This window comes from Cupriavidus sp. UBA2010, assembly GCF_002335265.1.
In the GTDB taxonomy this organism is placed as follows: Bacteria; Pseudomonadota; Gammaproteobacteria; order Burkholderiales; family Burkholderiaceae; genus Cupriavidus; species Cupriavidus metallidurans.
In genome coordinates, this window is record NZ_DDCI01000036.1 from 245455 (window position 1) to 263980 (window position 18526).

General features: G+C 64.9%; 18 protein-coding genes. 10 read left to right on the plus strand and 8 right to left on the minus strand.

The window, feature by feature from the left end; genetic code table 11:
- Both fdhD and B2246_RS28390 read left to right on the plus strand, forming a co-directional pair.
- Positions 1-846 carry a formate dehydrogenase accessory sulfurtransferase FdhD gene (gene fdhD, locus B2246_RS28385; protein ID WP_035881430.1) on the plus strand — a complete coding sequence of 282 codons (846 nt, stop codon included), beginning with the start codon at positions 1-3 and terminating at the stop codon, positions 844-846.
- A gap of 8 nt (positions 847-854) precedes the next feature.
- Positions 855-1097 carry a formate dehydrogenase subunit delta gene (locus tag B2246_RS28390; RefSeq protein WP_286879637.1) on the plus strand — a complete coding sequence of 81 codons (243 nt, stop codon included), beginning with the start codon at positions 855-857 and terminating at the stop codon, positions 1095-1097.
- 9 nt (positions 1098-1106) lie between these two features.
- Here the strand turns inward: B2246_RS28390 and B2246_RS28395 are convergent, their stop codons facing one another.
- The 3 genes from B2246_RS28395 to B2246_RS28405 form a co-directional block, all read right to left on the minus strand.
- Positions 1107-1802, minus strand: a complete 696-nt coding sequence (locus B2246_RS28395) for a transglycosylase domain-containing protein (protein WP_017511621.1) — start codon at positions 1800-1802, stop codon at positions 1107-1109.
- Positions 1803-1891: 89 nt separating this feature from the next.
- Positions 1892-2941: an Ldh family oxidoreductase gene (locus B2246_RS28400; protein WP_008640934.1), complete on the minus strand. Its 1050-nt coding sequence runs from the start codon at positions 2939-2941 to the stop codon at positions 1892-1894.
- A gap of 61 nt (positions 2942-3002) precedes the next feature.
- Positions 3003-4526, minus strand: a complete 1524-nt coding sequence (locus B2246_RS28405) for a DASS family sodium-coupled anion symporter (protein WP_035881506.1) — start codon at positions 4524-4526, stop codon at positions 3003-3005.
- Between the two features lie 335 nt (positions 4527-4861).
- On the opposite strand from B2246_RS28405, the gene B2246_RS28410 reads away from it, so the two are divergent.
- Positions 4862-5626: a tyrosine-protein phosphatase gene (locus B2246_RS28410; protein WP_035881431.1), complete on the plus strand. Its 765-nt coding sequence runs from the start codon at positions 4862-4864 to the stop codon at positions 5624-5626.
- Here B2246_RS28410 and B2246_RS28415 read toward each other — a convergent pair.
- On the minus strand, positions 5623-6840 hold the full coding sequence (locus B2246_RS28415) for an acetate/propionate family kinase (RefSeq protein WP_286879638.1): 1218 nt from the start codon (positions 6838-6840) through the stop codon (positions 5623-5625). The genes B2246_RS28410 and B2246_RS28415 overlap by 4 nt on opposite strands.
- A 23-nt stretch (positions 6841-6863) precedes the next feature.
- Positions 6864-7814 (minus strand): phosphate acetyltransferase, encoded by a 951-nt coding sequence (locus B2246_RS28420; RefSeq protein ID WP_008640930.1) that lies wholly within the window; start codon positions 7812-7814, stop codon positions 6864-6866.
- A 306-nt stretch (positions 7815-8120) separates the two neighbouring features.
- Here B2246_RS28420 and B2246_RS28425 point away from each other — a divergent pair, with 306 nt between their 5' ends.
- From B2246_RS28425 to B2246_RS28445, 5 genes are all read left to right on the plus strand, one after another.
- Entirely contained in the window at positions 8121-10385 is a 2265-nt protein-coding gene (locus B2246_RS28425) for a DUF3141 domain-containing protein (RefSeq protein ID WP_286879639.1), read from the plus strand.
- A 90-nt stretch (positions 10386-10475) separates the two neighbouring features.
- Positions 10476-11255, plus strand: a complete 780-nt coding sequence (gene fabI, locus B2246_RS28430; protein WP_008640903.1) for an enoyl-ACP reductase FabI — start codon at positions 10476-10478, stop codon at positions 11253-11255.
- A gap of 105 nt (positions 11256-11360) precedes the next feature.
- A complete protein-coding gene (locus tag B2246_RS28435) occupies positions 11361-11603 on the plus strand; it encodes an RNA recognition motif domain-containing protein (protein ID WP_008640901.1) in 243 nt (80 codons plus the stop codon).
- A gap of 110 nt (positions 11604-11713) precedes the next feature.
- A complete protein-coding gene (locus B2246_RS28440; protein WP_035881432.1) occupies positions 11714-12520 on the plus strand; it encodes a TOBE domain-containing protein in 807 nt (268 codons plus the stop codon).
- A gap of 6 nt (positions 12521-12526) precedes the next feature.
- Positions 12527-13066 (plus strand): class IV adenylate cyclase, encoded by a 540-nt coding sequence (locus tag B2246_RS28445; protein ID WP_008640897.1) that lies wholly within the window; start codon positions 12527-12529, stop codon positions 13064-13066.
- Here B2246_RS28445 and B2246_RS28450 read toward each other — a convergent pair.
- The 3 genes from B2246_RS28450 to modA are packed head-to-tail and all read right to left on the minus strand — an operon-like array spanning position 13036 to position 15278.
- Positions 13036-13758, minus strand: a complete 723-nt coding sequence (locus B2246_RS28450; protein ID WP_008640896.1) for an ATP-binding cassette domain-containing protein — start codon at positions 13756-13758, stop codon at positions 13036-13038. The two genes, B2246_RS28445 and B2246_RS28450, sit on opposite strands and share 31 nt — an antisense overlap.
- 8 nt (positions 13759-13766) lie before the next feature.
- Positions 13767-14483, minus strand: a complete 717-nt coding sequence (gene modB / locus B2246_RS28455) for a molybdate ABC transporter permease subunit (RefSeq protein ID WP_008640894.1) — start codon at positions 14481-14483, stop codon at positions 13767-13769.
- Positions 14484-14501: 18 nt separating this feature from the next.
- Positions 14502-15278 (minus strand): molybdate ABC transporter substrate-binding protein, encoded by a 777-nt coding sequence (modA, locus tag B2246_RS28460; protein ID WP_035881434.1) that lies wholly within the window; start codon positions 15276-15278, stop codon positions 14502-14504.
- 269 nt (positions 15279-15547) lie between these two features.
- Between modA and B2246_RS28465 the strand changes: the two genes are divergently transcribed.
- Complete coding sequence (locus B2246_RS28465) at positions 15548-17656, plus strand: bifunctional 2',3'-cyclic-nucleotide 2'-phosphodiesterase/3'-nucleotidase (RefSeq protein WP_286879642.1); 2109 nt, start codon at positions 15548-15550, stop codon at positions 17654-17656.
- Between the two features lie 19 nt (positions 17657-17675).
- Entirely contained in the window at positions 17676-18470 is a 795-nt protein-coding gene (locus B2246_RS28470) for a tetratricopeptide repeat protein (protein WP_286879644.1), read from the plus strand.
- Positions 18471-18526: the final 56 nt, after the last annotated feature.

Genomic DNA, 18526 nt, shown 5'->3' on the forward strand with positions numbered 1-18526 from the left:
ATGAAGCGAGACATGCCTGACGAGAACGGCCTGGGTGAAGCTGGAGTATTGCCAGTGCAGCACACGCGTGCGGTCACGCGCTGGCGGCAGGGCGCCGCCTCCGCCGAGATCGATCATCTGGCCGAGGAAGTGCCGGTGGCGTTCGAGTACAACGGCATCTCCCATGCGGTGATGCTGGCCACGCCGGCGGACCTGGAGGATTTCGCGATCGGCTTCAGCCTGACCGAGGGCGTGGTCGACAGCGCGCGCGACATCTACGGCATCGAGGTGGAAGCCGCCGAGAATGGCGTGACGGTGAAGCTGGAGATCGCCAGCGCCGCGTTCGTCGCGCTCAAGAGCCGGCGCAGGGCGCTGGCGGGACGTACCGGTTGCGGTCTCTGCGGCACGGAATCGCTCGAGGAGGTCATGCGCGCGCCGCGGAAGGTGCAAAGCGCCGCGGTGTTCGATCCCGTGGTGTTCGATGATGCCTTCGCCGCGCTGCACAAGCGGCAGGCGCTGCTGCGCGATACCGGGGCCACACACGCGGCAGCGTGGTTGCGGGCAGATGGCGACGTATCGCTGGTGCGCGAGGACGTGGGCCGCCACAACGCGCTCGACAAACTCGCCGGCGCGCTGGCGCAGGGCGGCGAGGACGTGAGTCGTGGCGCCGTGATCGTCACCAGCCGCGCCAGCTACGAGATGGTGCTCAAGACGGCCTCGATTGGCGCGGGCATCCTGGCGGCGGTGTCCGGATCAACGGGGCTGGCTGCGCGTCTGGCCGAATCGGCGGGTGTCACGCTGGCCGGTTTCGTGCGCGGCGGCAGCCTGGTCGCCTACTCTCACCCCCAACGACTCAAGCTTGCGTAGGGTCTTTCATGCATATCGACAATCTGGTCAAGATGGCCAATCAGATCGGCACGTTCTTCGGAGCGATGCCAGATCGAGATGAAGCGCTGGGTGATATCGCCAGCCATCTGAAGCGGTTCTGGGAGCCACGCATGCGGCGCGCGCTGCTGGCCCATATCGACACGACGGGCGGGGAAGGGCTCGATCCGATCGTGCAGGCTGCCGTGGCGCGTCATCGCGACAAGGTGGCGGTGGCGCAGGCGGCCGCGTGACGCGCGAGCCTATTTCAGCCGCAGTGGTTCTAGCAGTGCGGCATCGTACTGGGCGCGCGTGATGCGGCCCAGTTCCAGCATCCGCAGCAGGATGTAGGCTTGGCGCTGGCGAGCGCGGCGCGGATTGACCACCGGGTTGTTGGCGGATGGCGCCTTGGGCAGCCCGGCCAGCATCGCGCATTCGGCCAGCGTGAGCCGGTCGACCGGTTTGCCGAAGTAGGTCTCGGCAGCCTCACCGAAGCCATACGCGCCCTGGCCAAGGTAGATCTTGTTCAGGTAGATCTCCAGGATTTCATCCTTGCTCAGTGCGTTTTCGATCCGGTACGCCAGCAGGATTTCGTAGAGCTTGCGCGTGTAGGTCTTCTGGCGCGACAGATAGAAGTTACGCGCCACCTGCATCGTGATCGTCGACGCGCCTTGCGAGAGGTCGTCGGAGAGATTGGCGATGCCGGCGCGCATCGCGCCCACATAGTCCACGCCGTCATGCAGGTAGAAGCGGTCGTCTTCGATGGCGACCACGGCCTCGGGCAAGTTGTGCGGGAAATCCGCGATCTTCACGTAGCCGGGCGAATCGCGAAATGCCGTCAGCGCGTCGAGGGACGGCAATTGCCGATTCGCCATCACGATGACGAAGGCCAGCAGCAGGGCGCCACCGATGGTGGCGAGCAGAACGAATTTGACGAGGGCGGACCAGAGACGTTGCATGGCGCGTATTGTGCCATTGGCGGCTATCGCGTCTGGGAAATCTCTGATGCTCTCCTGTCTCCGGTCCGTGCGAAGCGTGCTTCAACGGCCTACGCCGCCGGCATATCCACCCCCAGATCCCCCGCCAACGCTGCCAGATGGCTCCAGATCTTCGGATTGATCTCCAGATGCGTTGCCGCGGCGGCGCGATGCATGGCCTCGTACTCGCCCGGATACTGCACCTGGTCGAAGCCCGGCGCAGGCGGCGTGTCGTGCAAGTAGCGCACGAAGGCCTCTACCTCGTCCCGTTCCCAGTTGATGCCGAGATCGAGCTCGGGATTCAGCAGCACCGCGAACAGGTTGTTCGTGGCCACGCCGCCGCGCGGGTTGTCCGGCTGGATCGTGCCACCGCCGGACAACACCCCAGCCAGCAGTTCCGCCACCACGCCGAGACCGTAGCCCTTGTGGGCGCCAAACGGCAGCAGCGATCCCGGTTGATCATCGAACATGACCCCCGCATCGGTAGTCGGGTTGCCTTCGGCGTCGATGATGCTGTTCTCCGGCGCGGGCTCGCCTTTCTCCGCCAGCACGCGTGCCTTGTTGATGGCGATGGCGCTGGTGGCGATATCGACGACCAGCGGCGGTCGCCCGTTCGGCATCGGCCCGGCAAAGCAAAGCGGATTAGTGGTGAGCCGTGGCACGCGGCCGCCGAAGGGCGCGACCACGGGCGGGCGGTTGATCACGTTGGTGAAGCTCAACAGCACGAAGCCCGCATGGGCCACCATCTCGCCATAGTGGCCCATACGGCCAAGGTGGTGTGATTTGCGCAGTGTCACGATGCAGTGACCATGCTGGCGCACACGTTCGATGGCACGCGTCATCACGGTCTTGCCGACGTGCTGGCCAAAGCCGCCGTTACCGTCGAACACCATCAGCATGTCGCGGTCGAGCACGCACGCGGCGCGGCCGGTGGGATTCACGTTGCCACTCTCGATGGCACGGCGGTAGTTCGGCAGGATCGACAGGCCGTGGCTGACGTAGCCGCTGCGATCGGCTTCCACCAGGTGCTCGGCCACGTCATCGGCGATATCGGCGGGCACACCCTGCGCCGCCAGGATACTGCGCGCGAACTGCCGCGCGCTGTCTAGGGTAATTTTCATCATCGTTGGGGGCGAAGGTTTGGGGGCGCTTGTGTCAGCGGCGAGATTGCATGTTTTCCGGTCAGATCCAGCCAAGCCAGCGCCAGTACGTCGACGCGAACAGCAGCATTAGCAGATACCCAATGATCGTGGTCGGGATGCCGATGCGTGCGAACTGTCGCCCGTTGAAGGTATCGGTCCCCAGGCAGACCATGTTCTGCGGCGCGTTGATGGGAAGGATGAAGCCGAAGCTGACCGTGAAGCCGAGCAGCATCGTCATGCCGACCTTGTTCATGTCACCGGGTATGGTTTGCAGTACCGAGATCAGGATCGGCAGCATCGCGGAGGTCAGCGCCGTGGCGCTGGCAAAGCCGAGGTGGATCAGGATCAGGAATGCCGCCAGCACGGCAAAGACCAGCAGCGTGCCGTGATTGGCCAGGCCGGAATGCGTGACGACGAACTTGCCGAGCCATTGACCGGCCTGCGTTGTCAACAGCGCGGTGCCCAGACTGATACCGACGCCGAACACGATCAGCGTGCCCCAGGGCGTACGTTGCTGCATCGTCTTCCAGTCCATCACGCCGATGCGCGGCAACATCAGGATTACCAGGCCGACGAACGTGATCGACGCCGTATCGAACTTGTGCAGCTTGCCCTCGGTGGCCCAGAACAGCAGCAGGCCGATGGCGACGGCAGCCAGGCGCTTCTGTGGGCCGGTCATCGGACCCAGCGCGGCCAGCTCACGCTGCACGGCTTCCTTGCCGCCCGCAATCGCGTCGGTTTCAGGCGGTAGCAGCCAGCGCACGAGGAAGTACAGCACGATCGACATCGCGATGGCCCAGGGGGCGCCGGCAATCAGCCATTGCAGCCAGGTCACGCGTTCGCCGAGCAGCTTGTCCATGAAGCCCGCGGTCAGCAGGTTCTGTGCGGCGGCGGTCTGGATACCGACGTTCCAGACGCTGGTGGCCTGGGCGACCATGATCATGATGCCGGCTGCGATGTTCGACTTCTTGTCGACGCCGAATGCGGCGATTACGCCCATCATGATCGGCACGGTACATGCGCTGCGCGCGGTGGCGCTCGGCACCACCAGGCTGAGCAGGATCGTGACGGCGATCGTGCCGATCAGGATGCGCCGGGTACTGGTGCCGATGGCCGACAAGGTGACCAGCGCGATGCGCCGGTCCAGTCCGGTCACGGTCATGGCCGCCGAGATGAACAGCGCGGCGGCGACGAGGGCCAGCGCGGTGTTCGAGAAGCCCGCCAGGGCCATGCCGAGTGCGCGCGACGTGCCGTATAGCGTGTTGGGGTCATTGACCATCGGCGAGAAGCCGATCAGGCCTGCCATCAGCGACGTGATCATGATGGCGCTGGTCTCGTAGGTCACCGCTTCGGTAATCCACACCACGACCGCGAATGCCAGGATGGCCAGCATGCGCTGACCGGCCACAGGCAGGTCGGCCGGCATCGGAATCAGGAGCACCGCGATCAGCACGATCACGGCGGCATATAGACCCCAGTGGATGTTGAGCTTGGGCGCGGCCGGGATGGCCGTCGCGGCGGTGGGGGCGCCGGGGGCGGCAGGAGGTACTTGTGATTCAGGCATCGTGGAATCCCCATGTTGGATCAGCCTGTCGGTCGCGTCGTATCGCAGGATCGCCGCGGCCGACATGGGCTCATTATGTGAAGCCAAGGCCGATGTGCCAAGGTGCCGATGACGGCGCAATTGCTGGATATCAACTCACTGCGATGTCAGGCTTCGATGCCGGCAATGGGGCCTTGTGCGGATCGAGTGAGTGTGATTGCGCGTGGATGGGCGTATGAGCGGCACGGAAGCATGAAGCCGTACGTGGCACCTGTCCTTCGATGCGGCGATCTGAAATAATTGAAGTCGATGTTGAACGTTTTTGGAAGGCGTGCATGACGGCACGCGGATGTGAAATGACCAACAATATGAATCACGACGCACGCCCTTCCTTGGGGCTGGAAACGATCCCCAATGCGCGTGACCTTGGCGGACTGGCCGGTTTGTCCGGCCGTCGCGTCAGGTCGGGCAAGCTCTATCGCAGCGCGAATCCCGCGCTGGCCTCGGCCGCCGATCTCGATCGCCTGCATTCGCTCGATCTGGATATCGTCGTCGATTTCCGGTCTCCGGGCGAGAAGTCGCCTGCCGAGGCCGCTTTCGGCGAGCGCTTTCACTGGCTCGCGGTGCCGGTGCTGGAGGGCAGCATGGCGATGGATGTGCTGGTGCCGCGCCTGCGTGCAAGCACGCCCACGCAGATGCGCGACTTCATGCTCGATGTGTACCGCGATTTTCCGGTGCGCTACCGCGAGGCGTTCGGCGCGTTCCTGCGCCATGCCGAGGCCGGCCGCACGCTGTTCTATCACTGCACCGCAGGCAAGGACCGCACAGGCTTTGCGTCGTTGCTGTTGCTATCGGCGCTTGGCGTGTCGCAGGACGAGATCGTCGCCAATTACCTCGAATCCAATCACTGGAATCGTCGCCTCAACGAAGATGTGCTGGCGCGCGTGGCCCCGATCGGGGTCGACGCGGACGTCATCACGCCGTTGCTCGAAGTGCGGCCCGAGTACCTGGAAGCATCGATGGATGCGATTGCGCAGGCCTACGGCAGTGTGGAGCAATTTCTTGCCGATGACCTGCGCATCGATGTGGGGCAACTACGCGGGCACTACCTCGAAGATTAGCCGCCGTTTAGCAGGATCTTCGCGGTCGAGAGAGCGATCATGCCTTCCTCGTCCGTCTGCAGCGCCAGCACCGGCACGCGGCTTGTGTCGCTGCTGATGCGTTGGCAGTTGTCGCCATTGGCCGCGGCATCCAGCGAGATGCCGAAGAGATCGGTGAGGTGCGCGCAGACGCGTGCGCGCACGTCCGGCGAGTTGGCGCCGATACCAGCCGTGAAGACCAGTCCATCCAGGCCACCCAGCGTGACGGCGAGCTTGCCGATTTCCTGTGCGGCGCGATAGGCGTAGAAGTCCACGGCCAGCTTCGCGCGCGGCGTATCGCTGGCCAGCAGCGCGCGCATGTCGCTGCTGACGCCGGAGATACCCTTCAGGCCCGATTGCCCATAGAGCATCGTCTGGATTGCGTCGGGCGTCATCCCTTGCGCCGCCAGCCACAGCACCGCACCGGGGTCGATCGTGCCGCAGCGCGTGCCCATCGGCATGCCGTCCAGCGCCGTGAGGCCCATGGTCGATTCCACGCTCTTGCCGCCGCGCATCGCGCACAGGCTCGCGCCGTTACCGAAGTGGGCAACGATCACGCGGCCCTCGGCCAGGTCGGGCGCCACCTGCTTGAGCCGGCGCGCGATATACGCGTAGGACAGCCCATGAAAGCCGAAACGCCGGATGCCCTGCTCGTAGTACTTGTAGGGCAGCGCCATCAACTGGGCCATCGGATCGTGCCCGGCGTGGAACGCGGTGTCGAAGCACGCTACCTGCAACAGGCCGGGCGCGGCGGCCCGCACCGCGCGGATCGCCGTCAGGTTGTGCGGCTGGTGCAGCGGCGCAAGTGGTACCAGCGCATCGAGCCTGGCGATCACGTTGTCGTCGATGCGCACGGCGTCGGCAAAGTCCATCCCGCCATGCACCACGCGATGGCCGATTGCTACCGGTGGCGTATCGCGCAGGCCTTCCTGCAGCCTGGCCTGGATCAGGCGGAACGCCGCATCGTGATCGGGCACCTGCTCCACGGGAAAGCGCTCGTCGGCGACGACGGTGCCATCGGCCAGGCGCCCCTCGATATGCGGCGCCACGCCGATACCTTCGATCTGGCCGTGCGCAAGCTGCGCGGGCAGGACTTCGACGTCCTCGTGGGCAGCCTCCGGCACGGAGAAGATGGAAATCTTGACGCTCGATGAGCCGGCGTTGACGACGAGGATGACAGGGTGAGCAGTGGTCACGCGGCGAATCTCCTTAAGTGGCTTCAGACCTTGACGGCTGCCTCGGTGGCAACACGGCGTGCATGGGCGATGAGCACGGCGATCGCGCAACTACCAATGCGCGCGCGCACGCTGTCGGCGCGGCTGGTCAGGATGATCGGCACGCGCGCGCCAAGTACGATGCCAGCCGCTTCCGCACCGGCCAGGAACGTGAGCTGCTTGGCGAGCATGTTGCCGGCTTCGAGGTCCGGCACGAGCAGGATATCGGGGTCGCCGGCCACTTCGGAGTGGATGCCCTTGGTTTCGGCCGCGGCCTTGCTGATGGCGTTGTCGAACGCCAGCGGGCCATCGAGCAGGCCGCCTTCGATCTGCCCGCGCAGGCTCATCATGCACAGCGCGGCGGCGTCGATCGTCGACGGGATCTTGTCCGTCACCGTTTCCACGGCCGAGAGAATCGCCACCTTGGGGCGCTCGACGCCGAGAATGCGCACGAGGTCGATCGCGTTGCGCACGATGTCGGCCTTCTCATTCAGCGTGGGGAAGATGTTGACCGCGGCGTCCGTGATGAACAGCGGCTTGTGATAGGTCGGCACGTCCATCGCGAAGACATGCGAAAGGCGCCGTTCCGTGCGCAAACCGCTGGTGCTGCGCGTCACGGCGTGCAGCAACTCATCGGTATGAAGGCTGCCCTTCATTAGCAGTTCGGCGCGGCCCGAGCGCACGGCTTCCACGGCGGCTTCGGCCGAAGCATGGCTGTGAGCTGTATCGATGATCGGCGTATCGCCGAGGGGCAGGCCGTGCTCCTCCGCCACTTGCCGGATGCGCCACTCCGGGCCAACCAGCAGTGGAGTAATCAGGCCAAGCCGTGCCGCTTCCAGTGCGCCATCGAGCGATGACTGGTCGCACGGATGCGCTACGGCGGTGGGGATGGGGGGCAGCCCCTCGCAACGCGCGAGCAGCTGGGCGTACTTGTCGGTGGACGATGTAATCGGCATAGGCAGCGTTCCCTGGAACCAAACGGTTTTGGAGGGCAGGCATCCTGGGGGCCACGGATGCTGCATTGCGCAAACGTCTTGCGGCAAAGTATATGCCAATGTTCCAACTGCTACGATGACACGCATATGTCATGGGTGGCCGATATGTTCGGAGTGGCGCTTCGGCCAATTGCCATGGCGCCGCGACACTGGTAGATTTTCGGTGTTGCATCGCAGCAAGCACACCGGCGCTGATCTATCGACCATCCGGACGACACGTCTTGCCGCGACACCCTGACTCCGCCTATCCAGACTGGGAGAAACGGAATGACCGCACGTCAACCGACCGCTGTCACATCGACAGCGGAGGCACCCTCACCGGCCGCGACCGCGCTCGCCGGGTTTCTTCCACCAGTTCCGCCTACCGCCATTGCGCATGCCGCATGGGAGTACGGCATCGATGCCTGGCAACGCTCGATCCTGTTCCTCGACATCCTTCGGCAGCGCGGCAATGAAACCGCGGAGCACGAGCGCGGTGGCATGCCGCCAGTGCTGGTGTTCGACTACGAGGTACTGATCGACGGCCGCGATTTGCCGACGCCGGTCAACTACGCGCTGGTTCGCATCGTGCCACCTGAAGGACAACCGACGGACCCGGCCAAGCGGCCGTTCGTGGTGATGGACCCCCGCGCGGGGCATGGTCCCGGCATCGGCGGGTTCAAGTCCGACAGCGAGATTGGCAACGCCCTGCGCGGTGGGCATCCGTGTTACTTCATCACGTTCTTCCGCGATCCTTGCCCGGGGCAGACGATCGAGGACGTCGCGCGTACCGAAGGCCTGTTCCTGCAGGCGGTCGCCGAGCGCCACCCCGATGCGCCCGGCAAGCCATTCGTCGTTGGCAACTGTCAGGCGGGCTGGGCGCTGTTGATGCTGGCGGCTGCCGCGCCGGAAGTCACCGGCCCGATCCTGCTGGCTGGCGCGCCCGTGGCGTACTGGTCTGGGGTGCGTGGCAAGAATCCGATGCGGTACTCGGGTGGCCTGCTTGGTGGCACCTGGCTGGCATCGCTGGCGGCGGATCTGGGCAATGGCCGCTTCGACGGCGCCTGGCTCGTACAGAACTTCGAGAAGCTCGATCCCGCGAACACGTTCTGGTCGAAGCTCTACAACGTTTATGCCAAGGCCGACACCGAGGGTCCGCGTTTCCTGGAGTTCGAGCGCTGGTGGGGCGGCCACTTCCTGATGAACCGGGAAGAGATCGACTGGATCGTGCAGAACCTGTTCGTCGGCAACCACCTCACAGCGGGCGAAGTGCGCAGCAACGACGGCAAGACGGTCATCGACCTGCGGAACGTGCGCTCGCCGGTGATCGTATTCGCCTCCTGGGGTGACAACATCACGCCGCCGCAGCAGGCGCTGAACTGGATTCCCGATCTCTACGCGAACGTTGACGAGATCGTCGCCAACGACCAGACCATCGTCTATTGCCTGCATCCTTCGATCGGCCACCTCGGCATCTTCGTGTCGGGTAGCGTGGCCAACAAGGAACACTCGGAACTCTTCTGCGCGCTGGACCTGATCGACGTGCTGCCGCCGGGCCTGTACGAAGCGAAGATCGAGGACATCGCGCCGGGCACGTCGCACAAGGATCTGATCGAAGGCCGCTACATGGTGCGCTTCGAACGACGCACGATCGACGACATCCTGTCGCTCGACGACGGCCGGGACGACGAACTGCCGTTCCAGGTGGTGCGCCGCGTGGCCGAGGTCAACCAGCATCTCTACGATACGTTTGCCTCGCCGTTCCTGCGCGCGATGTCGAACGAGTCGATGGCGGAGGTGATTCGGGCGGTGCATCCGACGCGGCTTGAACGATCGCTGGAAGGCGACACCAATCCGTGGATGCAATGGGTGAGCGCGATGGCGCCGGCCGTGCGCGAAGCGCGCCAGCCCGTATCTCCCGACAATCCGTTCCTGGCCATGCAGACCGCGATCTCCGATCAGATCGTGCGCTCGCTCGACCTGTACCGCGATATGCGCGATGCCTGGCAGGAACAGGCGTTCTGGTCGATCTACGCCACGCCGTGGCTGCCGGCCCTATTCGGCATGAAGGTGGATACCGAGCGCGCCGAGTCGCCCGCCGTTACCGCGCTGCGTACGGAGGTGGCGGAACTCCGCCGTCGCGAGGCGCTGTCCCGGATCGGCGAGGGCACGCTGGTCGATGGGTTCCTGCGCATCCTGGCCTACGTGACCGGGGGCAAGTCCGCCATCGAGGAACGTCCATTCAACCTGCTACGCAAGCTGGCGGTGGAAAACCCGCCCGACGAGCGTTTCACACTGGCCGAATTCAAGGACGCGGTACGGCGTCAGAGCTATGTCGTCAGTCTTGACCCCGACGGCGCGCTGCGCACGCTGCCGCAACTCGTGCCGGACATGAAGGAGCGTCGCCGGGTGATGGTGCTGGCACATCGCGTGCTGACCGTTGGTGGCCCGCTCGAGGGTGAGTGGATGGAGCGTTACCGCAAGGTCGCCGACGTGATGGGTACCGATCACGGCAAGGCCACGCGCGAGGCGGGCGCCGACGCCCAGACCTGACTCCCGATAACCATTTCGCCCCGCCACCGCGTGCCGGAGGCGGGGCGGTCGTCGCGCATCGCTCATCACGTAGCTTCGCCGGAGAATCCGATGGTGCAAGTACCGAATCCACCCCTTGCAGGGGCGCGCGTGCTCGTCGTGGGCGTGGCGAACGAGGACTCGATTGCCTGGGGCTGCGCCCGGGCGTTCCGGGAAATGGGCGCCGAGATCGCGCTGACCTATCTCAACGACAAGGCACTGCCGTACGTGGAACCACTGGCGCGCCAGGTGGAGGCGCCGATCCTGATGCCGCTCGATGTCGAGGACGATGCGCAGATGGACGCGCTGTTCGCGCGCATCGCGGCGGAGTGGGGGCAACTGGATTCCCTGATCCATTCCGTGGCTTTCGCGCCGAAGGCCGACCTGCAGGGCGGACTGCTCAATTCATCGGCCACCGGGTTCGCGCGGGCGATGGATGTCTCCTGCCATTCCTTCATACGCATGGCGCGCCGCGCGGTGCCGCTGATGCCGCACGGCGGCACGATGTTCGCGATGAGCTATGACGGCGCCAACCGCGTGGTGCCGAACTATGACCTGATGGGGCCGGTAAAGGCTGCGCTGGAGGCCAGTTGCCGCTATCTGGCCTATGAACTCGGTCCGCGCTGCATCCGCGTGCACGCGATCTCGCCCGGGCCGCTGAAGACGCGCGCGGCGTCGGGGCTCAAGGACTTCGACGCTCTGCTGGCCGAGGCGGCGGGGCGCGCGCCGTTGGGCGAACTGGTCGACATCATGGATGTGGGCTTCGCCACCGCCTACCTGGCTACGCCGTACGCGCGACGGCTGTCTGGCAACACCGTGTACGTCGATGGCGGCGTGCACGTGATGGCCTGACAGGATGAGGCAACGTCGTGTGCGATCAGCGCATAAGGCACACGACGTGACGCGGAGCGCGGCCTACAATACACACAATGCCAACGCACCGAGGGAGAGGCCGCCATGCAGGTACTGATCCGCGGGCTGCATCGAGATGTGACGGCGGATATGCTGCGCGAAAAGCTCAAGATCTACGCCCGCGTCATCTCGATCGACATCATGCGCGAGGGTGACGCCGATCATCCATGGGCATGGGTGGATCTGGACGTCGACGCCTTCACGGCCTGGCGGTTGCTGCGCCAGCTCGACAAGCAGTACTTCGCCGGCAGCATCATGCGCTGGTACATTCCGGCGCACCAGAACTAGTGGATGCCGCGTGAATGCCGCGCCGATACCGCACTGACACCAGTGCCGTATCGGCGCGGTGTCGGCTGGCGGTACCATACGCTATCTTTCACTTCCCACACCGTTAGCACATGCTCGAACTCCAGGGAGCGATCTGGTTTCGCGCCGGCACGCATGATTGGGGCGGCAAGGACCGCATCGCGCTGCTGGCTGCCATTGGCGAACATGGTTCGATCACGGCCGCGGCGCGCGCCGTCGGCATCAGCTACAAGGCTGCCTGGGATGCCATCGACGCCATGAACAACAGCGCCGGCGAGCCGCTCGTTTCGCGCGCGGCAGGCGGCAAGGGCGGAGGCGGTACCCGACTGACCGAACGCGCCGAGCGCCTGATTCGTACCTACCATGCGATGGAGGCAGAGCACGCCCGCTTCGTCGCCTACCTTGACAAGGTCGGGAGCGCATTGAGCGACGCGGATGCCGACGACCTTCACCTGATGAGGAAATTCATGGTCCAGACCAGTGCGCGCAACAAGCTGTTCGGCCGCGTGGAAGCGATTCGCGGCGGGGCCGTCAACGATGAAGTCACGCTGGCGCTGCCGGGTGGCCAGCGCGTCGTTTCCACCATCACGCACGAGAGCGTGGAGACCCTGGGCCTGACGGCCGGCGCCGAGGCGTTCGCGCTAGTCAAGGCATCGTCGGTGATGATCGGTCTGCCTGACCCCAACGTGCGGCTGTCGGCGCGTAACCAGTTACCGGGCGTGGTCTCGCGCGTGCAGCCGGGCGCAGTCAATGCCGAGGTGGTGCTCGATCTCGATGGCGGCGGCACGGTCGCGGCCATCATCACCAATGCAGCGGTGACCGAACTCGATCTGAAGGTGGGCACGCGTGCGGTGGCCATTTTCAAGGCTTCGAGCGTGATCCTCGGGACAGTGGGCTAAAGCAGCATGGCACGCAATATCGAAATCAAGGCACGCATCGCCAGCGTCGAGGCGTTGATACCGCGCGCCGCCGCCGTCGCGGATCATGGCCCGGAACTGATCGAGCAGGACGACACGTTCTTCCCGTGCCCGAACGGCAGGCTCAAGCTGCGCGCGTTCAGTGCCGATCAAGGGCAACTGATCTTCTATTCCCGACCTGACCAGACGGGGCCGAAGGAGAGCTTCTACATCCTGTCCCCGACGGCCTCGCCCGACACGTTACGTGCCGCATTGGTCTCGGCCCACGGCGAGCGTGGACGCGTGCGCAAGGTGCGGACACTGTTCCTCGTCGGTCGCACGCGCGTGCATCTCGATCGCGTGGAAGGCTTGGGCGACTTTCTGGAACTGGAAGTGGTGCTGCGCGAAGGCGAGCCAGCGGAAGCTGGCGTGGCCGAGGCGCATGGACTGATGGCGCGGCTGGGCGTGAACCATGACGCTCTGATCGAAGGCGCCTATGTCGATTTGCTGACTGCGGATCAGGCCACGTGCGCGGGCAGGGGCGCGTAGACCGGCGGATGCCGCTTGCCGGTGCCGCTGCCGAAGATGCGGCCCTCGCGAATCTCGAGCACGTGGTCGCCCAGGATCTCGACGTCTTGCGGATCGTGCGAGATCACCACCATTGGCACATCGAGGTTCGCCTGCAGCGACAGCAGTTCTTCGCGCATACGCGTCCGTAGCGCCGGGTCCAGCGCCGAGAACGGTTCGTCGAGCAAAACAATATCCGGCTTGGGCGCCAGCGCGCGGGCCAGCGCCACGCGCTGCTTCTGACCGCCCGAGATCTCGGACGGATACTGATTCACGATCTCGCGCAAGCCGAAGGCATCGACCCAGTGCGCGGCCTCTGGCGGCAACTCGCGCCGCCGGGGATTACGCCAGCCGTGGTTCAGGCCGAACGCGATGTTCTGCGCCACGGTCAGATGCGGAAATAGCGCGTAGTCCTGGAACAGGTACGCCACGCGGCGCTCCTGGGGGGGCAGGTCGATGCCGGATTCGCTGTCGAACAGCGTGCGTCCGTTGAGTACGATGCGCCCGCTGTCCGGCGCCAGCAACCCGGCGATGGCCCGCAGTGTCAGGGTCTTGCCAGAGCCGGAGGGTCCGAACATCGCAATACGGTGACTGTCCGACTCAAATCCGATGTCGAGCGCGAACTGGCGATCTCGCGACACCAGGCGCTTGCGGATGGTGATCTGCATGCTCATGGCGGGCCTCACTTGCCCACGGCTTCGCGCCGGAAAGCGCGTCGCTCGTAGACCTCGCCAACGCCACGCGCGGCGGGCGGCACCAGTCGGCCAGCCACCACCAACAGCACGATGCATGTGACCGACGTCACCAGCACCAGCAGGTTGGCGGTGTTGTCGTCGCCAGCCTGCACGGCTTCATAAATGGCCACAGAGAGCGTCTGGGTGCGGCCCGGCAGGTTGCCGGCCACCATCAGCGTGGCGCCGAATTCGCCCAGTGCCCGCGCAAACGCCAGCACCACGCCGGCGGAGATGCCGCGCAGCGCCATCGGCAGCGTGACGCGAAAGAAGATGCCGGTCTCCGATACACCCAGCACGCGGGCGGCATTCTCGAGCTGGTGATCGACGCCTTCGAACGCAGCGCGCGCGGATTTCAGCACGAGCGGGAATGCGACCACGGTCGACGCCAGCACCGCGCCCTGCCATGTGAACACAAGTTCGATCCCGATCCGGTCCAGCCAAGCGCCAAACACGCCGCGCCGGCCCACCAGCACAAGCAGGTAGTAGCCGAGCACGGTGGGTGGGAGAACCAGCGGCAGGGTCAGGATGGCATCCACCACATCACGCGCGGACGAGCGCCAGCGCGATATCGCATAGGCGGCCGCCACGCCAAGAATGGCGTTCAGCAGCGTGGCCCAGCCCGCTACCTTGAGCGACAGCAGCAGCGGTACCCAGACGGCATCCATGACAGCAATCAGACCTTGTTACGGTTTCTGGAATCCAAATTTGGCCAGCACGGCCTGGCCTTCGGCCGACAGCACGTACTGGACGAAGCTGTTGGCCTGCTGGGCCTGCTTCGTCTGCGTGGTGACGGCGATGGGGTAGGTGACCGGCGTGCGATTCGGCACGCGCACCGCCACCTTGACCTTCTCCGGCATGATCGCGGCATCGGTGGCGAACACGAAGCCGGCGTCGACCTCGCCGCGTGCCACGTAGTCGAGACTCTGGCGAACGTTCTGGGCCGGCACGCCCTTGGCCGCCACGGCATCCCAAAGGCCCTCGGCTTCGAGCGCGCCCTTGGTATAGCGGCCCACCGGCACCGACGACGGATTACCGTACGCCACGCGCTTGACGTCGGCGCGGGTCAGGTCCTTGAGCGACCCGATGCCGAGCTTGCTGTCCTGCGGCACGATCAGCACTACCTGGTTGGCGGCAAAGTCCTTGCGGCTGGCCGGTTGCACGACCTTCTCGGCCTCGGCCTTGTCCATGGCGGTCTGGTCGGCGGAGGCGAACACATCGGCCGGCGCGCCCTTGACGATCTGCTGCATCAGCACGTCCGAAGCGCCGAAATTCAGCACCACCTTGGTATCCGGGTGGGCGTGCTCGTACTGCTCGGCCAGCGTCTTGAACGCGTTGGTCAGGCTGGCGGCGGCGGAGACCACGAGATCGGCGGCAAAGGCCGACGGTGCGGCGACGGTCAGGGCCAGGGCGGCGCCGACGCAGGCGGTGCGGCGCAGGAAGGGCAGGGTGCGGAAGGTCATGGCGTGAAGGGGTGCGGTGTGCGCGATTGTTACCTTGCGCAATATAAGCGGGTATATAGCGCACCGTCAATTGCCCGGATGGATAAGGGTCTTCAGCCATTTGGAATAGTCCGGCGCGCGATTTGTGCATTCCCTGATGACGCTGACATCCGTGGTGCCTGTCACACGAATGACGCGATTTCGCCACTTTCCTGCCATCGCGGCTGCCGACAATTCCGTGGCTGCACCAAAACCAAAATCAAAACAAATCCAATCAGGGAACCCGAAACATGCAACTCCATCGCATCCAGGCCGCGACGCTCGCGGCCTTGCTGGTGGGGGTGACCGCGCTGGCCGCCTGCGGCTCAGACGACACCTCGTCCTCCACCTCCGGCAACAACGGCGGCAATAGCGGAAACAGTGGCAACGGCGGCAACAACGGTGGCAACACCCCGGCGGCGATCGTCGCAGGTACCAAGTCCACGCTGGCGCTGCTCGAGACCACCGACCTCCACACCAACGTCCTGAGCTATGACTACTTCAAGCTGGCCGAAGACAAGTCGCTGGGCTTCGAGCGCGTCTCGACGCTGATCAAGTCCGCGCGGCAGGAGTTTCCGAACAGCCTGTTGCTCGACAACGGCGACACGATCCAGGGCACCGCGCTCTCGGACTATCAGGCACTGGTGAAGCCGGTCTCGTGCACCGAGACCCTGGCGATGTACAAGGTGATGAACGCCGCTGGCTTTGACGGCGGTGGCATCGGCAATCACGAATTCAATTACGGGCTGCAGTACCTGAGCCAGGTCACCGGCAGCAAGTTCAACGTTGACGGTCTGCCCGATCCGACCGCCCAGACCACATGCGCGGGTCCGAAGTTTCCGCAGGTGCTGGCCAACGTCTACAGCGTCAAGACGCGCGCGCCGTTGTTCCAGCCGTACGCGATTCTGAGCAAGACGCTGACGGCTACCGGCCCGGACGGCAAGACGGTAACCGCGCCGATCAAGGTTGGCATCATCGGTTTCGCGCCGCCGGCCATCCTGAGCTGGGACAAGCGCTGGCTCGACGGCAAGGTCTACACCGAAGGTCTGGTAGAAACGGCCCAGAAGTACATTCCCGAGATGCGCGCCAAGGGCGCCGACCTCGTCGTCGTGATCTCGCATGGTGGCCTCGATAACTCGACCTACTCGCCGACGATGGAGAACGGCAGCTATCACCTGTCGAAGGTGGCTGGCGTGGACGCGATGCTGATCGGCCACTCGCACCAGATCTTCCCGGATGCCAACAGCACGGTCGGCCAGTTCAACCTGCCGGGCGTGGACAAGGTCAAGGGCACGGTCAACGGCGTGCCGACCGTGATGGCCAACTACTGGGGCAAGCATCTGGGTGTGATCAACCTGTCGCTGAACCACGACGGCAAGAGCTGGAGCGTCGATCGCACCAAGACCACCGTGGAGGCGCGCTCGACCCAGAACGCCGACAAGACCTATGTGACGGCCGACGCCAGCGTGGCGCCGATGATCGACACCGAGCACCAGGCAACTATCCAGTACGTGAAGACGCCGATCGGCAGCACCAACTACCGCATGTCGAGCTACTTCGCCGACGTGGGTGATCCGGGCGCGATTCAGATCGTCAACATGGCGCAGGCTGCGTACGTGAAGGACTACGTGACCGCGAACCTGCCGGCGCTGGCCTCGCTGCCCGTGCTGTCGGTTTCGGCCCCGTTCAAGAGCGGCTTTGGCGGCGGCAGCGACTACACCGACGTGGCGTCCGGCAACCTGGCCATCAACAATGCGGCCGATCTCTACCTGTACCCGAACACGGTGTATGCGGTGAAGGTCAACGGCGACGAGGTGAAGGCGTGGTTGGAAACCGCCGCCAAGCGCTTCAACCAGATCGACCCGGCCAAGACGACGGACCAGCAGTTGATCAGCACCTTCCCGGGCTACAACTTCGACATGTTCACCGATCCTGACATGCAATATGAGATCGACGTGACGCAGCCGGTTGGCAGCCGTATCAAGAACCTGACGTACAAGGGCACGCCGGTGACCGCGGCGATGAACTTCATCGTGGCGACCAACAACTATCGTGCCAGCGGGGGCGGCAACTTCCCGGGCCTCGATGGCACCAAGACGATCTATGCCTCGCCTGATGCCAACCGCGATGTGCTGATCAGCTACATCAAGAAGGTGACCAATGTCACACGCGTGGCCAACGGCAGCGCGCGTAGCTGGAAGTTCACCAAGGTGACCACGACGGGCAAGGTGGTGTTCAGCTCGGGTATCGGGATGCAGCAGCAGGCAACCGACGCTGGGTTGACCAATATCTCGCTCGACAAGGCTGACGATGGGTCCGGCAAGAACCTGTCGCAGTACAAGCTCGATCTCAGCTTGTGATTGACTGACCATGCACGCCATGCCAACGACTACGGCCGTACCGCGGCGCTTTCCTCGCATTCACCCGCTGTTTGTGGCGGCCACGCTGGCTGTAACCGTTGCGGCGGCTGGGGTAGCTGGCGCCGCCGTGTGGCGACAGCAATCCGATGTGCGTCAAAGCGAGATCGCGCGATGGCAGTTGATGGCGACCTCGGCGAATGATGCCGCCGCACTGTCACGACTACAGCGCGCGGCCGCGGCGGGCGAGGTTGCGGCATGCGCGGCTCTCGGTGAAACACTACTGTCCCGGACAGACACCGAGAGCCGCGCGCAGGCGGAGCACTGGCTTGGCCTGGCGGCAGCGAGCGGACACACCCGCGCGCAGTTCCTGCTCGGCAAGGCCGCGATGCTTGGTGAGTTGGCGTCCGGTCGTACGGACTTGCCTGTCGCATGGCGCGAACTCGGCGCGGCGGCAAGGGTGGGCGATGTTGGCGCAGCGTATTACCTGGGGCTGCTCTATCGCGGTGGCTACGGCCATACAGCGGATCCGGCTGCCGCCGCGCACTGGTTCAGAGTGGCTGCTGACGGCGGTGTTGCGCAGGCCATGTTCTTGCTGGCCAACGCCTACCGTGAGGGCGATGGCGTGCCGCGTGATGATGCGACTGCGGTGTCCTGGTACGAGGCCGCTGCCGAGCGTGAGCATCCGGCCTCGATTCAGGCGCTGGCGATGGCTTATCGCAGCGGAGAACTTGGCCTCTCGCGAGATGAGAGCAACTACCGCCAGCATCTGGCCGAGGCTGCGCATGCGCTGAAGCATCCGGCGATCAATCCGTAAGCCTGCCGCGATCGTTAGCTCGGGGTGAACGATTGCCCGGCGTGGTGGTGTCCGTC

Excerpts from the sequence above, each read along its gene's own strand:
- fdhD (WP_035881430.1), top strand. The coding sequence starts at position 1 with ATGAAGCGAGACATGCCTGACGAGAACGGCCTGGGTGAAGCTGGAGTA.
- B2246_RS28390 (WP_286879637.1), top strand. The coding sequence starts at position 855 with ATGCATATCGACAATCTGGTCAAGATGGCCAATCAGATCGGCACGTTC.
- B2246_RS28395 (WP_017511621.1), bottom strand. The coding sequence starts at position 1,802 with ATGCAACGTCTCTGGTCCGCCCTCGTCAAATTCGTTCTGCTCGCCACC.
- B2246_RS28400 (WP_008640934.1), bottom strand. The coding sequence starts at position 2,941 with ATGAAAATTACCCTAGACAGCGCGCGGCAGTTCGCGCGCAGTATCCTG.
- B2246_RS28405 (WP_035881506.1), bottom strand. The coding sequence starts at position 4,526 with ATGCCTGAATCACAAGTACCTCCTGCCGCCCCCGGCGCCCCCACCGCC.
- B2246_RS28410 (WP_035881431.1), top strand. The coding sequence starts at position 4,862 with ATGACCAACAATATGAATCACGACGCACGCCCTTCCTTGGGGCTGGAA.
- B2246_RS28420 (WP_008640930.1), bottom strand. The coding sequence starts at position 7,814 with ATGCCGATTACATCGTCCACCGACAAGTACGCCCAGCTGCTCGCGCGT.
- B2246_RS28425 (WP_286879639.1), top strand. The coding sequence starts at position 8,121 with ATGACCGCACGTCAACCGACCGCTGTCACATCGACAGCGGAGGCACCC.
- fabI (WP_008640903.1), top strand. The coding sequence starts at position 10,476 with ATGGTGCAAGTACCGAATCCACCCCTTGCAGGGGCGCGCGTGCTCGTC.
- B2246_RS28435 (WP_008640901.1), top strand. The coding sequence starts at position 11,361 with ATGCAGGTACTGATCCGCGGGCTGCATCGAGATGTGACGGCGGATATG.
- B2246_RS28440 (WP_035881432.1), top strand. The coding sequence starts at position 11,714 with ATGCTCGAACTCCAGGGAGCGATCTGGTTTCGCGCCGGCACGCATGAT.
- B2246_RS28445 (WP_008640897.1), top strand. The coding sequence starts at position 12,527 with ATGGCACGCAATATCGAAATCAAGGCACGCATCGCCAGCGTCGAGGCG.
- B2246_RS28450 (WP_008640896.1), bottom strand. The coding sequence starts at position 13,758 with ATGAGCATGCAGATCACCATCCGCAAGCGCCTGGTGTCGCGAGATCGC.
- modB (WP_008640894.1), bottom strand. The coding sequence starts at position 14,483 with ATGGATGCCGTCTGGGTACCGCTGCTGCTGTCGCTCAAGGTAGCGGGC.
- modA (WP_035881434.1), bottom strand. The coding sequence starts at position 15,278 with ATGACCTTCCGCACCCTGCCCTTCCTGCGCCGCACCGCCTGCGTCGGC.
- B2246_RS28465 (WP_286879642.1), top strand. The coding sequence starts at position 15,548 with ATGCAACTCCATCGCATCCAGGCCGCGACGCTCGCGGCCTTGCTGGTG.
- B2246_RS28470 (WP_286879644.1), top strand. The coding sequence starts at position 17,676 with ATGCCAACGACTACGGCCGTACCGCGGCGCTTTCCTCGCATTCACCCG.